General features: G+C 72.8%; 14 protein-coding genes. 9 read left to right on the top strand and 5 right to left on the bottom strand.

Annotated features, from left to right (window positions below; translation table 11 throughout):
• Position 1: 1 nt before the first annotated feature.
• Positions 2 to 1,171, top strand: a complete 1,170-nt coding sequence (locus tag PIJ49_RS06875; protein ID WP_271826169.1) for a right-handed parallel beta-helix repeat-containing protein — start codon at positions 2 to 4, stop codon at positions 1,169 to 1,171.
• A 63-nt stretch (positions 1,172 to 1,234) separates the two neighbouring features.
• Positions 1,235 to 2,665 (top strand): UDP-glucose dehydrogenase family protein, encoded by a 1,431-nt coding sequence (locus PIJ49_RS06870; RefSeq protein ID WP_200884143.1) that lies wholly within the window; start codon positions 1,235 to 1,237, stop codon positions 2,663 to 2,665.
• A 117-nt stretch (positions 2,666 to 2,782) separates the two neighbouring features.
• On the opposite strand, the gene PIJ49_RS06865 is transcribed toward PIJ49_RS06870, so the two are convergent.
• A complete protein-coding gene (locus tag PIJ49_RS06865; protein ID WP_271826168.1) occupies positions 2,783 to 3,532 on the bottom strand; it encodes an inositol monophosphatase family protein in 750 nt (249 codons plus the stop codon).
• Between the two features lie 140 nt (positions 3,533 to 3,672).
• Between PIJ49_RS06865 and PIJ49_RS06860 the strand changes: the two genes are divergently transcribed.
• Positions 3,673 to 4,242, top strand: coding sequence for a DUF6611 family protein (locus tag PIJ49_RS06860; RefSeq protein ID WP_271826166.1), 570 nt, complete (start codon positions 3,673 to 3,675; stop codon positions 4,240 to 4,242).
• Between the two features lie 192 nt (positions 4,243 to 4,434).
• Here the strand turns inward: PIJ49_RS06860 and PIJ49_RS06855 are convergent, their stop codons facing one another.
• The 3 genes from PIJ49_RS06855 to PIJ49_RS06845 form a co-directional block, all read right to left on the bottom strand.
• Complete coding sequence (locus PIJ49_RS06855) at positions 4,435 to 5,367, bottom strand: acetamidase/formamidase family protein (RefSeq protein WP_271826165.1); 933 nt, start codon at positions 5,365 to 5,367, stop codon at positions 4,435 to 4,437.
• Positions 5,364 to 6,812 (bottom strand): APC family permease, encoded by a 1,449-nt coding sequence (locus PIJ49_RS06850; RefSeq protein ID WP_245171083.1) that lies wholly within the window; start codon positions 6,810 to 6,812, stop codon positions 5,364 to 5,366. The genes PIJ49_RS06855 and PIJ49_RS06850 overlap by 4 nt, the downstream gene beginning before the upstream one ends.
• 153 nt (positions 6,813 to 6,965) lie before the next feature.
• Positions 6,966 to 7,880 (bottom strand): proline iminopeptidase-family hydrolase, encoded by a 915-nt coding sequence (locus PIJ49_RS06845; protein ID WP_271826164.1) that lies wholly within the window; start codon positions 7,878 to 7,880, stop codon positions 6,966 to 6,968.
• Positions 7,881 to 7,964: 84 nt separating this feature from the next.
• Here PIJ49_RS06845 and PIJ49_RS06840 point away from each other — a divergent pair, with 84 nt between their 5' ends.
• From PIJ49_RS06840 to PIJ49_RS06815, 6 genes are all read left to right on the top strand, one after another.
• Positions 7,965 to 8,696 (top strand): FadR/GntR family transcriptional regulator, encoded by a 732-nt coding sequence (locus tag PIJ49_RS06840; protein ID WP_271826163.1) that lies wholly within the window; start codon positions 7,965 to 7,967, stop codon positions 8,694 to 8,696.
• Between the two features lie 15 nt (positions 8,697 to 8,711).
• Positions 8,712 to 9,419: a response regulator transcription factor gene (locus tag PIJ49_RS06835; RefSeq protein WP_066654164.1), complete on the top strand. Its 708-nt coding sequence runs from the start codon at positions 8,712 to 8,714 to the stop codon at positions 9,417 to 9,419.
• A gap of 5 nt (positions 9,420 to 9,424) precedes the next feature.
• Complete coding sequence (locus PIJ49_RS06830) at positions 9,425 to 10,774, top strand: sensor histidine kinase (RefSeq protein WP_271826190.1); 1,350 nt, start codon at positions 9,425 to 9,427, stop codon at positions 10,772 to 10,774.
• Positions 10,775 to 10,899: 125 nt separating this feature from the next.
• On the top strand, positions 10,900 to 12,354 hold the full coding sequence (locus PIJ49_RS06825; protein WP_271826161.1) for a ferredoxin reductase family protein: 1,455 nt from the start codon (positions 10,900 to 10,902) through the stop codon (positions 12,352 to 12,354).
• Positions 12,351 to 12,866 (top strand): FMN-binding protein, encoded by a 516-nt coding sequence (locus PIJ49_RS06820; RefSeq protein ID WP_271826160.1) that lies wholly within the window; start codon positions 12,351 to 12,353, stop codon positions 12,864 to 12,866. Before PIJ49_RS06825 ends, PIJ49_RS06820 begins: the two co-directional genes overlap by 4 nt.
• Positions 12,863 to 13,693, top strand: coding sequence for an FAD:protein FMN transferase (locus PIJ49_RS06815; RefSeq protein WP_271826158.1), 831 nt, complete (start codon positions 12,863 to 12,865; stop codon positions 13,691 to 13,693). Before PIJ49_RS06820 ends, PIJ49_RS06815 begins: the two co-directional genes overlap by 4 nt.
• Here PIJ49_RS06815 and PIJ49_RS06810 read toward each other — a convergent pair.
• Positions 13,648 to 15,228, bottom strand: coding sequence for a Na+/H+ antiporter (locus PIJ49_RS06810; protein WP_271826157.1), 1,581 nt, complete (start codon positions 15,226 to 15,228; stop codon positions 13,648 to 13,650). The genes PIJ49_RS06815 and PIJ49_RS06810 overlap by 46 nt on opposite strands.
• Between the last annotated feature and the right edge of the window lie 52 nt (positions 15,229 to 15,280).

The following is a 15,280-nucleotide window of genomic DNA, read 5'->3' as shown; positions in this document are numbered from 1 at the left end:
GGTGACGCGACGACCCCGTCGCCTGCGGTCACACCTCGTCGTCGGCGCAGCGGGCCTGGCGGTCGGAGCGCTGGTGGTCGGCGGTGTGTGGGCCGCCACGAGCGGTGCGGACCGGGGGGACGAGCAGGCCGCTCGCCCCCGGCCGACGCCGAGCGTCGAGCAGACCCCCGCCGCGACGCCGAACGGTGTCCCGGACACCCGTGCGACGCCCGACGCGACCGCGACGGGATCGCCCGACGCCGGGACGGGACAGGCCTCCCCGGTCGACACGGCCCGGTGCGAGGCCGCCGCGACGACGACGGTCAGCACGGCGAAGGCGCTGGAGAAGGCACTCGACGACGCTCGAGCAGGGGCCGTGATCCGGCTCGCGTCCGGCACGTACACCGGCCGGTTCGAGGCCTCCGCGGCCGGGTCGTCGGACGCACCCGTGACGCTGTGCGGCCCGCGTGACGCCGTGCTCGACGGCGGCGACGTGGAGGGCGGGTACGTCCTGCACCTCGACGGCGCGTCCTACTGGCGGCTCGAGGGGTTCACGGTCCGCAACGGGCAGAAGGGCGTCATGTTCGACGACGTCCAGCACTCGACGGTCGACGGCCTCACGGTCACCGACATCGGTGACGAGGGGATCCACCTGCGCGCCGACAGCAGCGACAACACCGTCCGCGGCAACAGCGTCAGCAGGACCGGTCTCCGGAAGCCGCAGTTCGGCGAGGGCATCTACATCGGCTCCTCGAAGAGCAACTGGTGCAAGGTCTCGGACTGCCGTGAGGACCGCAGCGACCGAAACGTCGTCACGGGCAACACCATCGCCGACACCGCTGCCGAGAACGTCGACATCAAGGAGGGGACGACCGGAGGCACCCTCTCCGACAACTCCTTCGACGGTGTCGGGATGCAGGGCGAGAACCACGCCGACTCGTGGGTGGACGTCAAGGGGAACGGGTGGACCGTCACCGGGAACCGGGGCGTCCGCTCACCGCTCGACGGCTTCCAGACCCACGAACTGCTGTCCGGCTGGGGGACCGACAACACCTTCACCGACAACCGCGTCGACCTCGGCAACACCGACGGCGTCGCGTTCGCCCTCCGACCCGTCGAGGGCAACACCGTCTCCTGCGACAACACCGTGGTCGGCTCGAACGAGTTCAGCACCACGGCCTGCACCGACTGACACCCGACGGCCACCGCGGTCCGTCACCACCCACCCTTCGCGACCCGAGAGCGAGCCCTTCCCATGTCTGCTTCCGTCACACCCATCCCCGACACCGCGATGCCGCCGGTCGCCCACCAGCCCCGCCTGACCGTCATCGGCACGGGGTACCTCGGCGCCACCCACGCCGTCTCGATGGCCGTCCTCGGGTACGAGGTCCTCGGCGTCGACGTCGACCCCGCCAAGGTCGAGGCGCTGATGTCCGGCCGGGTGCCCTTCCACGAGCCCGGCCTGCCCGAGCAGCTCGCGCAGGCCCTGGCGTCCGGTCGGCTGCGGTTCACCTCGTCACTGCGCGAGGCCGCCGAGTTCGGCGACGTCCACTTCGTCTGCGTGGGCACGCCCCAGCAGCGGGGGTCGCACGCCGCCGACATGACGTACGTCGACTCCGCCTTCCGCGAGCTCGCGATGCACATCGACCGCCGCGCGCTCGTCGTCGGGAAGTCGACCGTGCCGGTCGGGACCGCCGAACGGCTCGCCGCGCTCGTCGCGGAGGTCGCCCCCGCCGGGACCGAGGTCGAGGTCGCCTGGAACCCGGAGTTCCTCCGCGAGGGCTACGCCGTGCAGGACACGCTGCACCCCGACCGGCTCGTCTTCGGCGTGCAGACGGCGTGGGCCGAGGCGCAGCTGCGTGCAGCCTTCCGCCCGGTCCTCGACGAGGGGACGCCGCTGGTCGTGGCCGACCTGCCGACGGCGGAACTCGTCAAGGTGGCCGCCAACTCGTTCCTCGCGACGAAGATCTCCTTCATCAACGCGATGGCGGAGGTCTGCGAGGCGGCCGGTGCGGACGTCAGCGTCCTGGCGAGCGCCCTGTCCCACGACACCCGCATCGGCGGCCGCTTCCTCAAGCCCGGCCTCGGCTTCGGTGGCGGGTGCCTGCCGAAGGACATCCGCGCGTTCTCGGCCCGGGCGCAGGAGCTCGGTGTCGGCCAGGCGGTCCGCTTCCTCGACGAGGTCGACGCGATCAACCTGCGCCGCCGCCAGCGGACCGTCGACCTGGTCACGGAGATGGCGGAGGGGGACCTGGCGGGCAAGCGGATCGCGGCGCTCGGCGCGGCGTTCAAGCCGAACTCCGACGACATCCGCGATGCGCCGGCGCTCGACGTCGCACGGATGCTCGACGAGGCGGGTGCCGTCGTCACCGTGTACGACCCCGAGGCGATGGAGAACGCCGCGCGCGCCTACCCGACCCTGCGGTACGCGCCGTCGCTCACCGCGGCGGTGATCGATGCGGACGTGGTCGTGCTGCTGACCGAGTGGGAGCAGTTCCGCACGGTGGACCCGCACGACCTCGGCGCGCTCGTCCACCACCGACGCATCGTCGACGGCCGGCACGCGCTCGACGCGGACGCGTACCGCGCGGCCGGCTGGGAGCACCGTGCGCTCGGCCGACCGTCCGCGTCCGGCACGGTGGAGATCGCGGTCGACGAGCAGGACCGCCTGCAGGCCACGGCCTGACGGCCGGACGTCTCGGTGGGGGTACCACCGAGGACGCGCCCGGTTCACGACGACGTGCACCGGGCGGTGCGGAGGAGGCGGCTTCGGGCAGTGCCGCCCCTCCGCGCAGGGTGCTGCTCAGGCGCCGAGCAGCTCGGCGGCCTCGCGCACCGCGGTCGGGGCTCCGGCGAGGTGCCAGTCGTGCCCGTGGGCCCGGACGACGGTGGCCGCGCCACCGGCGCCCTCGACGAGCGCCCGCCCCGGGAGCCAGTCCCAGTCGGCGCAGTCGGTCTGCACCCAGAGGCCGATGCGGCCCGCTGCGACGTCCACCAGGTCGCAGGACCCCGACCCGCTGATCCGGACCGTTGCCGCCGCTGCCAGGAGCGCCGTCATGGGCGCCGCCTCGGCGGCGCGCAGGTGCGAGCTGTTGAGGAAGGTCGCCACGCTCGTCGCGGCGAGGGTCACGTCCTGCACCGGCGGCACGGCCTCGCCGTCACGGGTCGTCACCCCGTCCGACGCCACCCACGTCTCGTCGGCGAGCGGACGACGGACCGCACCGACCCGGAGCACGCCGTCGACCTCGAGCGACACCGCGCTGCACCACGCGGGCAGGCCGGCGACGTAGTTGAACGTCCCGTCGATCGGGTCGACGGTCCACCGGCGTCCGTGGGTCGCCTCGGACCGGGTGCCCTCCTCGCCGAGCACCCCGTCGTCCGGGCGGTGCTCGAGCAGCATCCGACGGACGAGGTCCTCGGCGGCGCGGTCGGCGGCGGTGACGAGGTCGGCGGCCGAGGTCTTCCGGTCCGCGTCGGTCCCGTCCCGACGCATGTCGGCCGCGAGCCGGGCGGCGTCGGTCACGAGGGCAGCGGCGAGGGCGTGGTCGTCCATCCGGCAACGGTAGCGGGCGGAGGACGGACGACGCAGGCCCGACGTCGCAGCGTCAGGACGTCGTACGGGATCCGGTCCGAGCCGTCAGGACGCCGTCAGGACCGGCTCGGCCCCGAACAGTCCGCCACAGGCTGGTCGTCGTGGACACGAACCGAGACCGACGACCGCTCCCGACACGGCGCACCGGGTGGCACCCGTGGGGCCGGTGCACCGTGCAGCCCGTCTCCCGCGCACTGTGGAGCGGGCGCACGCTCGAGGTGCACGCCCCGGGGACCACCGCGGGCGAGCTCCTGCTGCTCCGAGCGCTCCAGGTCTGGGGTGCGGCCGGCGCACTCGTAGCGGTCGCACTCGTCGTGGCGCTGCACCGCGTGCCGGCGGTCGGCCTCGTCGTCGCCGTCCTGCTCTACGCCGCCGGTCCCGTCCTGCTCACCAGGGTGACCCGTCGCGTGCGTCCCGGGGTCAGACGCTTGACAATCACGGTGTTCCACGGCAACGGTCAGCCGGAGGTGCACGGCGACGTCCGGCTCCTCGAGGCCTCGCTCGACCTGCTCTGCCTGGTCGAGGACGCCGTCCGTCGCGGGCAGGTGTCCCGCGTCGAGTACGAGCAGGTCTGGGGACAGGTGTGGCGGGCGATGCCCGAGCCCGCGGCGCGGGCCGCAGGCCGACCGCGGTCCGGCGAGGTCGCCCAGCGGCGTGGGACCCACCGGTGAACGGCGTGCCCGAGCCGACGGCGTCGGCGCCGCCGGATGCCGAGGTCGACGATCCGTCGGTCGTGCTCGGCGACGACTGAGCACGCGGTCGGCCCACGGGCCGGTCCGCACGACCGGGCACGCTCATGCCGCGGGGACCACCAGACGGGAGGCCCGTGGCGGCCCCGCCCTGCGCCTCCCGTCCGTCGTCCGCTACAGGACCGCCTTCGGCACCCGGTGCAGGGTCACCGCCCCGACCGCTGCGAACGGGTGCAGCGGGTCCGGGTCGCCGGAACCGGTCGGCCCGCCGAGCTTCGAGTCGCCGACCGCGCTGAGCACCGCGTAGGCGTCCTCGGCCGTCCACCCGTGGTCCTCGACGAGGAACGCGAACGCGTCCTCGTAGCCGCGTCGGACACTCTCCTGCACGGGGTCGCCGAGCCCGACGAAGAGCCACTCGTCGGCGGTCTCGATGCGCGGCGCACGGATCGGCCGACCGCCCTGTACGAGGTCGACGGAGACGATCGCGGTGCCCTGCGCCTCGATCGCGACGAAGGACGACTCGCCCTCGGCCATGATCGCGTGGATGTCCCCGATCGACAGCAGGGCACCGGGCACCCGGACCGGCAGGTACACGGTCGAGCCGGGACGCGCCTCGGTGACGTCCATGTTCCCGCCCTCGGCGTACGCCGGCATGATCGTCGAGTTCGTCCCCGATGCCGGTGCGACGCCGATGCAGCCGATCATCGGTCGGGCCGGGAAGGCGTGCCGGTCGGTGACGTGCACCACACCGTCCTCGATCGGGCAGCGGCGGGCGAAGACGCCCTCGGGCATGACGTGCTGGAGCGCGCCCGATCCCGGCAGCGACACCGACCACCCGTGGGTGGTGAGCTGGATGTCGTGGATGTGCACCGCGAGCACGTCACCGGGCTCGGCACCCTCGACCCAGACGGGGCCGGTGACCGGGTTGATCGGTGCCTGCAGCTGCGCCAGGTCGTGGTGCTCGTCGAGTTCGGCGTAGACGGCGTCCGTGGTCTCGAAGCCGATCGTCTCGCCGGTGCCCGGGGTGATCCGGAGCACCGGCTCCCGGTCGGCGGCGAACCCGGGTCGCCCCAGGGTGTTCGACAGGAAGTGGTCGGGGGTGGTCATCGGTGGCCCTTCTCCGTGGTGGTGGTGTCGAGGCCGCCGACGGACCCCTCGCCCAGTGTGCCGGGCTCTTCCGACCCGACCTCGGTCGAGCGGCCGGTCCGGCGGTAGTAGAGGAACACCGCGGCGCCGACGACGAGCCAGACGATGCCGCCCACCTTCGCCTCGACGGCGGCGTTGAGCAGGACGTAGCCGATGATCAGGAAACCGATGAGCGGCACGACGAGGTGCAGCAGCCAGTTGCGGGACCTCCCCTTCACGACGTGGTGCACGACGACCGACACGTGCAGGAGCATGAAGCCGAACAGCGCGCCGAAGTTCACGAGCGACGAGATGGTGTCGATCTGCCCGACGAAGAACAGCACGAGGATCGCGGAGAGCACGGAGACGACGATGATCGCGTTCTGCGGGACGAGCCTGCCGTTCAGCTTGTGCAGGAAGGCGGGCAGCTGTCGGTCGCGGCTCATCGAGAAGAGGAGGCGGCTCGTCGCGGCCTGGGCGGCCATGGCGTTCGCGATGCCGACGGCGAGCACGTTGACGGCGAAGAACGCGGTCGCCCACCCGCTCGAGGAGGCCTGCTCGACGATGGTGAAGAACGCGTTCCCTGCCTCGCCCTCCGGGAACGAGTCACGACCGCCCGCCAGCGCCGACGCGAGCCACGTCTGCAGCACGAACAGGAACGCGACGATGACGAGTGCGAGCACCATCGCGAGTCCGGCGCCACCGCGGCGACCGGTGGACTCCTCGGACAGCGTCGAGATGCCGTCGAAGCCGAGGAAGCTCAGCACGGCGATCGACAGGGCGCTCGCGATGAGCGGTGCGGACACCTTCGACGGGTCCCACACCTGGTCGGTGCTGAACGAGGCGCCGGGCACGGTGCCGCCGGTCAGGGCGACGATCGCGATGACGACGAAGATCGCCACGAAGACGAGTTCGATGAGCAGGAAGATGCGGTTCGCGAGCTTGAGGGACGAGACACCGAGCAGGTTGATCACGGTGTTGATCGCGACGAACACGAGCGCCCAGAGCCAACGGGGCGTGCCGGGGAAGATGCCGACCATGCTCTCGGCCGCGAACACGTAGAGCAGCGTCGGGACGAGCAGGTAGTCGAGCAGGATCGCCCAGCCCGCGAAGAACCCGGCGGTGGGGTGGATGCCGCGACCGACGTACGAGAACACGCTGCCGGCGAGGGGGATCGACTTCGCCATCTGCGCGTACGCGAGCGCGGTGAAGATCATCGCGACGAGGCCGACCAGGTAGACGAGCGGCACCATGCCGCTCGAGGCGTTGTAGACGGTGCCGAAGATCGCCCACGGGGCGATCGGCACCATGAAGACGAGCCCGTAGACGAGCAGGTCGGTGGTGGAGACGGAGCGCTTGAGCTCCTGCTTGTAGCCGTAGGCCTCGAGCTGCTGCTGTGCAGAGAGCTCGCTGTGCTGCTGCGACATCGTGGTTCCGTTCGGGGAGACGGTGCGTGGGAGGGGGATGACGGACGCCGGGCGTGTGGCTGGGTGGGCACGCCGGTCGGGTCCGGTGGAGTGTCGGCCGGGAGGCGCGTGGCGGGGTTGGGTGCGCGCCTCCCGGCCGGCTGGCTGGTCGCCTCAGCCGGTGGGCTGGTCGTCGTGCTCGGCGAGGAACGCCGCGACCACGCGGCGGAACTCCTCGGGCTGCTCCAAGTGCGAGCAGTGGCTCGCACCGGGGAAGACGTGTTGGCGGACGTCGGCGATGCGCTCGACGAAGGGCTGCCACGTGGCGGGCGTCGCCTCGTCGTGCTCACCGGCGACGACGAGGGTCGGGGTGACCACACGGTCGAGCCGGTCGACGACGGTCCAGTCGCGCATCGTGCCGACGACGTGGAACTCGTTCGGCCCGTTCATGGTGTGGTACACCGTCGGCTCCTGCTCCATCTGGGTCTCGGAGTCGACGAAGTCCTGTGGCATGGGGACGACGCGGCACACGTGGCGCTCGTAGAACACCTGCGTGGCAGCGAGGTACTCGGGGTCGTCGACGGTGCCGGCCTGCTCGTGCCGCGTGAGGGCGTCCTGCACGTCCTCGGGCAGCTGCGCGCGGAGCTCGGCGGCGCCCTCGACCCAGAGCTGCATCGACGCGGGGGAGTTGCAGACGGCCAGGGAGCGGAGCCCCTCCGGCTGCCGGACCGCGATCTCGGAGCCGAGCATGCCGCCCCACGACTGGCCGAGCACGTGGTGGTCGCCGAGACCGAGGTGGTCCACGAGGGCCGCGTACTCGTCCACGAAGAGCTGCGGGGTCCAGTACTCCGTCGGGGCGTCGGGTCGGTGGGAGCTGCGGCCGCAGCCGAACTGGTCGTGGTGCACGACGGTGCGACCGGTCTCGTCGGCCAGTGCCGCGAGGTTCCGGAGGTAGTCGTGCGCCATGCCGGGGCCGCCGTGCAGGACCACGAGCGGGAGCGCACCGGGGGTCGGGGCGTCGGGTTCGGTGACGCGGTACCAGGTCTCGCCGTCCTGGAACGGCATCGTGCCTTCGGTGATGCGGGACATGACGCACAGCATGGACCGGGCAAAGGTTCTCTGCAATACCTTTTCTCGTCCTTTAACGTGGACGAAACGCAAGGAGGGGGCCGAGTGCCAGATCGCGCGATGGAGACCCGTGTCGACGAGGTCGAGGACCGGCTCGTCACCGCCGTGGCCGTCGGGGAGTACCTGCCCGCCTCCCGGCTGCCGCCCGAGCGTGAACTCGCCGTGCTCCTCGGTGTCGGACGCGTCACCGTCCGCGCGGCCCTCGCTCGACTGGTCGACCGCGGCCTGCTTGAGACACGTCGAGGACGGGGCGGCGGGACCTTCGTCCGTTCGCAGTGGCCGGACTCGTCCTCCGACGCCGTCGCCCGGACGCTGCTCGCACGCTGGGCCGGCATCCGCGACACCACCGACGCGATCGCCCTGCTGCACGGCGCACTCGCCACCGCAGCGGCCGAGCGGATCACCGACGACGGCCGGACGACGCTGCGCACCCGGCTCGAGGACTTCCGCGCCGCCGCGTCCGGGCTCGAGAAGCAGCAGGCGGACGCGGTGCTGCACCGAGCGATCATCGACGCCGCCGGCAACGCCGTGCTCGCAGCGGCGCTCGCCGACCTCGAGTCGCAGGTGTCGATCGCGGCGCCCGCACACCTCTGGGGCACCGCCGAGGGCATGGCCGAGATGGAGCACCGTGCCCTGCTCGAGCACGAGGGGCTCGTCGACGCCGTCTGCGCCGGGCGGTCGGTCGACGCGGGGGTGCTCGCACGTCGGCACGTCGGCATCGACCTCGAACTGCTCGAGCGCGCGATGCTCCGGGCAGGGCAGGTCCCGACCTCCTGACGGCGTCCGTCGTGCATGATCGTCGCAACGGAGGTGCACGTGGCGGAGATCCTGGTGGTCGAGGACGACCCGGCGATGGGCGCGCTCGTCGAGCGTGGACTGGTCGGCGAGGGGCACGCGGTCACGGTGGTCACCGACGGCGTCGCCGCGCTCGTGGCTGCGGCCGCGCGGTCGTTCGACGCGGCGGCGATCGACGTCATGCTCCCCGAGATGACCGGGTTCGAGGTGTGTCGTCGGTTGCGCGAGACGGGCCAGGACTTCCCGGTGATCCTCGTCACCGCGCGGGATGCCGTCGACGACCGGGTCTTCGGGCTCGACGCCGGCGCGGACGACTACCTCACGAAGCCCTTCGCGATCGCCGAGCTCAACGCCCGGATCCGGGCGCAGCTCCGCCGCAGGTCCGCCGGTGCCGTGACCGTCGTGCAGGCCGGCGCCGTCCGACTCGACACCGTGACCGTCCGGGCGACCGTGGCGGGCCGGGACCTGCCCCTCAGCGTGAAGGAGTTCTCGCTGTTGCGGTACCTGGTGCAGGGGGCGCCGGAGACCCGGTCCCGGGCGGAGGTGCTGCGTGAGGTGTGGGGGAGCGCCGAGCACTTCGACCCCACGATCGTCGACCAGTACGTCAGCTACGTGCGGAAGAAGCTGCACGCCTCGGGCGCCGACGTGGCCATCCGGACCGTGCGGGGCGTCGGCTACGCGCTCGACGTCGTGTCCCGTCCGTGAGGCTCATGCGGCGGCTGTCCGTCCGCGCGCGCATCACGATCGGGAGCGTGCTCGTCGGCGCGGTCGTGCTCTCCCTGGTCGCGCTCGTGCTGCACGCCGAGGTGCGGCAGGCCACGCTGGAGACCGACCGGTCCCTCGCCGTCGGCGACGCGGCGCCGTTCGTCGCCGACCTCCGGGACAACCCGGGTGAGGCGCCCGACCGACCGGCCGACGGCGTCCTCGTGGGGATCCGCTCCTCGACCGGCGAGTGGATCGTCGACACGCTGCCGGACGACCTCCGCCGGTCGCTCTCGGACGGCGTCCCACGATCGACCACGACGCTCCGGCTCGGCGACGGGCACCGCAGCGCGACGCTCGTCGGCACACCGGTCGCGAGCGCCGACGGACGGTTCGTCGTGTGGGCTGCGCAGGACGGCCGTGCCGGGCACGAGACGGTCGAACGCGTCGACCGCTCGCTCGTCGTGGGGACCCTGCTCGCGCTCGTCGCATCGGGCCTCGCCGCCTGGCTGCTCTCGACCGTCGCGCTCCGACCCGTCGCGCGGATGCGTCGGACCGCCGAGGCGCTCAGCGGCGGGGACGCGACCGGGCACCTGCCCGTCGGCCCGTCGGAGGACGAGCTCGCCGACCTCGCGAGGACCCTCAACGCCTTCATCGACCGGCAACGCGAGAACGCGGTCCGCGAACGACGGATGGTGTCCGACGCCAGCCACGAACTCCGGACGCCGCTCGCGGCACTGACGGCACGACTCGAGCTCGCGCACCGGTCGTCCGGTGACGCCGCCGCGCTCGAGCGGGAGCTGGCGGCCGCCGAGTCCGACGCCGCGCGTCTCACCGCACTCGCCGACACCATGCTCGAGCTGAGCCGGCTCGACGAGACGCAGGCCACGCCGTCGACCACCGCAGCGGAGCTCGTGACGGAGCTGATGGGCAGTGTCGACCGGGCTCGGGCGCTCGGGGGGACCAGCGGGGTCGACTTCACCGTGGACGTGCCCGACGGTGCCGAACGGTACGGCATCACCCCCGCGGCGTTCGGACGGGTCGTCGACAACCTCGTCGCGAACGCGATCGCCGCGGGCGCTCCGGACGTCGAGGTCGGCATCACGTTGGTCCGGCAGGAGGACCGCGCACTGCAGCTGGTCGTCCGTGACGACGGTCCCGGTGTGCCGGAGGACTTCCTCCCGCGTGCGTTCGACCGCTTCACCCGTGCCGACGACGCACGGCGGGCCGTCCTCGGTGGCAGCGGACTGGGCCTGGCGCTCGTCCGAGGGCTCGCCGAGCGGGCGGGCGGGGAGGCCACGCTTGCGAACGCACCCGGCGGCGGCGCCGTCGCGGTGGTGCGACTGCCCGCGCGCTGAGGCCCGGGGACGGCCCTGCTTCGTTCGAGGTCTCGAACGAAGCAGGGCCGTCGTTCCGGGCTGCTTCATGGGACCGGTATCGATGCTGAACGTCACCCGATCACCTGCTGGAGAGGAACGAGACGATGATCGACACCGCTCGCCCCACCCGACGTGCCGCGGCGGCTCCGCCGCGGCACTTCCCGGCACCGCCCGCGGAGCCCCTCGAGGTCGCCGCCCGGCGCCGTCGCCGATCCGGTCGCGGCCGTGCTGCGGTCACCGACCTGCTCGGTGTCCTCGCGTGGGCGTCCGCCGCCGTCGCCGTCGCGCTCTGGCTGGCCTCGCCGGGATCGCACTCGGTCTCGGGCGTCGGCGGCGTGCTCACCGACGCCGGGATCGTCGCCGGTCTGGTCGCGACCGACCTGGTGCTCGTGATGCTCGTGCTCGCCGCGCGCGTGCCGCTGATCGACCGCGTGTTCGGCCAGGACAAGGCGATCGCGGTGCACCGGTCGCTCGGCGAGCCCGTGCTGTACCTGCTGCTGGCACACGGCGTGCTGCTGACGCTGGGCTACGGCGCGTCGTCGGGTACCGGCCCGATCGCCGAGACCGTCTCGCTCTTCTCCACGCCGGACATGCCGCTCGCGTACCTCGCCCTGGGGCTGTTCGTCGCGGTCGTGGTGTCGTCCCTCGTCGCGGTCCGGCGTCGACTGCCGTACGAGGCGTGGCACGTCGTCCACCTGCTCAGCTACGCCGCCGTCCTCGTCGCGTTGCCGCACATGCTCAGCGTCGGCAGCGTGCTCGGGCAGGGCACCTGGCAGCGGGTGTACTGGATCGCCGCGTACGCCGTCGCGCTCGGTCTCGTCGTCGTCCACCGCTTCGTCCGACCGGTGGTCGTGAGCCTGCGGCACCGCATCCGGGTGGTGGCGGTGGAGCCGATCGCTCCCGGAGTCGTGTCGATCCACCTGGCGGGCCGCGACCTCGACCGGCTGGGTGCCCGCGGCGGCCAGTACGGCGTCTGGCGGTTCTGGTCCGCGCGGACCTGGTGGCACGCCCACCCGGTGTCGTTCTCGGCCGTGCCCGGACGAGAGCGTGCCCGGATCACCGTGCGCGACCTCGGAGCGGGGTCCGCGCGCCTCGGGCGGATCCGGCCGGGTACCGCGGTGTCCCTTGAGGGCCCCTACGGCCTGTTCACGACCCGGGCCCGCACGGCCCCGTACCTCGCCCTCGTCGCATCGGGCATCGGGATCACGCCGGTCCGCGCGCTGCTCGAGGACACCGACCTGCGTCCCGGCGAGGCCACGGTGCTCCTGCGGGGGACCGACGCCGAGCAGCAGTACCTGTGGCAGGAGACCGCGGAGCTCGCTGCGGCGACCGGGAGCACCCTCTTCGCCGTGGTCGGGCACCGCGCGAGGTCGCAGGAGAGCTGGATGACGGAGGACGACCTCCGTCGTGGGGTCAGCCTGCGGTCGGTGTTCCCGCGGTTGCTCGAGTCCGACCTCTACGTCTGCGGGCCGCAGGCGTGGTCCGACCTGGTGGTGCGGGAGGCCCGGCTCGCCGGCGTCCCGGAGCACCAGATCCACCAGGAACGGTTCGGGTCGTGAGGGCCCGGGTGGTCGTCGGCGGCGTCCCGTCCTCGGTGGCGGTGCTCGCCATCGGGTGGCAGCTCGGCGGACAGCCGGCCGTGACGACACCGGCGCAGGGCACGACGTCGGGGAGCGGGTCGTCCGGCAGCGCCGGCTCGGGCGGGACCTCCGGCTCGTCGGCGTCGCCGGGACCGTCCGGCACCGGCTCGTCGGCGTCCGGCTCGTCTGCATCCGGCTCGTCCGGCGCGTCCGACTCCGGGACCTTCACCGGTGCCGCGGCGCAGACGCAGTACGGCGAGGTCCAGGTGCAGATCACCGTCGCCGACGGGAAGATCACCGACGTGACCCCCCTGCACCTGACCGACCGGGACGGCCGCTCCGTCGCGATCAGCCAGCAGGCCGCCCCGATCCTCCGGCAGGAGGCCCTGCAGACCCAGTCGGCGCAGATCCAGGCGGTGAGCGGCGCGACGTTCACGAGCGGGGGCTACACCACGTCGTTGCAGTCCGCGATCGACCAGGCCGGCCTGTGAGCGTCCTGACGTTCGAGACGATGGGGACCGTCGTGAGCCTCCGCGGTGCCACTCCGGAGGCCGCGTCCGCGGTCCGCGCCGTGTTCGCCGGGTACGACCACCGCTACAGCCTCTGGGACCCCGCTTCGGTGCTGAGCCGCATCGCCGCCGGGTCGCTCCGGCTGTCCGATGCGCCGACCGCGGTCCGGGACGTCTACGCGCTCGCCCTGTCGTGGCGGGACCGGACCGGTGGTGCCTTCACGCCCCACCGCCCGGACGGGGTGATCGACCTGTCCGGCGTCGTCAAAGCACTCGCGATCCGTGACGCCGGGGAGGTCCTCGACACCGGCACGGACGCCTGGATGCTCAGCGCCGGCGGCGACGTACTCGTCCGCGGCACCCACCGACCCGACGAGCCGTGGTCGGTCGGTGTCGTCGATCCCGGACGTCGGGACACCGTCGTCGGGGTCGTGCGGCTCGGCGGCAGCCGACGTGCGGTCGCGACCTCGGGAACCGCGGAGCGCGGGGAGCACATCTGGCGGCGGAGCGCGCCCGTGTTCGTGCAGGCGACCGTCGTCGCCGACGACGTCCTGACGGCGGACGTCCTCGCGACGGCCGTCGTCGCCGGGGACGAGGACGACCTCCGGCGACTGACCGCCGACGGAGACGTCGACGTGCTCGCCTTCACTGCCGACGGCCTCGTCTGGGCGACGCCCGGTGCGGCTCCCTGGGTGTCGTCAGCGCTCGGGCCGGGCGCTGTGCCCGTGGCGGGGCCGCTCGAGCAACCGCCCATGGGGCGGGCTCAGCTCGGCGTCGATCCCTCGAGCCGCGCCTCCTCGGCGTCGTAGCCCGCGCGCACCTGCCGGAGCACCAGGTCGTCGATCTCGTCGTCGTCCCGCAGCCGCAGCAGGGTGGCGGCCTTGTGCCGGACCAGGGCGAGCTCGAGCGCGACCGTCGCGTCGTGCCGCTGCAGCGTCGGGTGGTCCTCGTCGTCCTCCTCCCGAGCCTGGATCATGTCGAGGTGGGCCTCCAGGTCGCGTCGGACGCGGTCGATCGTCGCCCGGTCGGCACCTGCCCTGCGCGCCAGGCGGGGGAGCGCGTCGAGCGCTTCCTCGACCGCCGTGCGCTCGGCGTAGCGGCGTTCCTCGCCGACGGACTCGTCCTCGGGGAGCGCCGCGCGCCGCAGGACGGCGGGGAGCACGAGTGCCTGGCCGACGATGGTCACGACGACGACGCCGGCGGTGACGAACACGATGAGGTCGCGGTCGGGGAAGGCGCCCCCGGACTCGAGCGTGCGCGGCACCGCCACCGCCATCGCCAGGGAGACCGCACCGCGGAACCCGGCGAAGCCGCTCACCAGTCGGTCGCGTCGACCCTCCCGCGGCTCGCCGCCGAACCGCCGGGTGACGAGCCAGACGGTTCCTCCGATCGTGCCCTCGAAGGCGAACCGCACGAGCACGAGCACGACGGAGACCGCGAGCACGAGACCGACGCCGCTCCACAGCTCACGGGCGGCGAGGGCACGGGCAGCGACCATCGCCTCGATGCCGACGAGCACGAACAGCGCACCGTTGAGCAGGTACGTGAGGAACGACCAGAAGGCGCGGACCTGCTGGCGGGTCTCCGCCCGGTCGAGCTTCGGAGCGACCTGGCTCACGACGATGCCCGCGGCGACGACGGCGAGCACCCCGGACGCGCCGACGGCCTCGGCGCCGAGGAACGCCGCGAACGGCACGAGCAGCGTGACGAGGTTCTCGAGCACGACCGTGTCGACCCGTCGGAGCACGAGCGAGCCGAGCCACGCGGCGAGGAGTCCGGCCGCGACCCCGCCGACGTACGACAGGACGAGCATGCCGGAGACGTTCCAGAACGTGAGCTCCTGCGTCCCGACGGTCACGGCGACCGCGATGCCGTACACGACCAGGGTGGTGCCGTCGTTCACCAGGCTCTCCGCGCGGAGGACCGTGACGTTCCGGCGGGGCAGCATCTTCGTGAGCACACCCACGGCCGTGGCGTCGGTCGGGGCAACCGCTGCGCCGAGCACCCAGGCCGGCCCCCAGGGCATGCCCAGCAGGTGCAGGAGCGTCGCCACGACGCCGGCGGTCACGACGACGAGCAGCGTGCCCATCAACACGATGCCGCGCAGGTTCTTGCGGATCTCCCGGAGCGACGTGGTGAGGCTCTCCCAGTAGAGCAGTGCGGGGAGGAACAGCAGCAGCACGGCCTCGGCGGGCAGTTCGACCCGACCGAAGGTGGGGACGAAGGCGAGCAGCGCGCCGATGACGAGCAGGAGCACGGGCGGCGCGATCCTGATGCGGTCCGCGACGGCAGCCGTCACGGCGATGGCGAGCCCGAGGGCCACCACCAGTTCTGGACCGAGCACGTGTCTCCTCAGGATTCGTTGCGACGCGTCAGTCAACGCCGAACGTGCTGCA

It is taken from the genome of Curtobacterium uvaldense, from assembly GCF_028307415.1.
GTDB lineage: Bacteria > Actinomycetota > Actinomycetes > Actinomycetales > Microbacteriaceae > Curtobacterium.
This window is presented reverse-complemented; position numbering and strand designations above follow the sequence as displayed.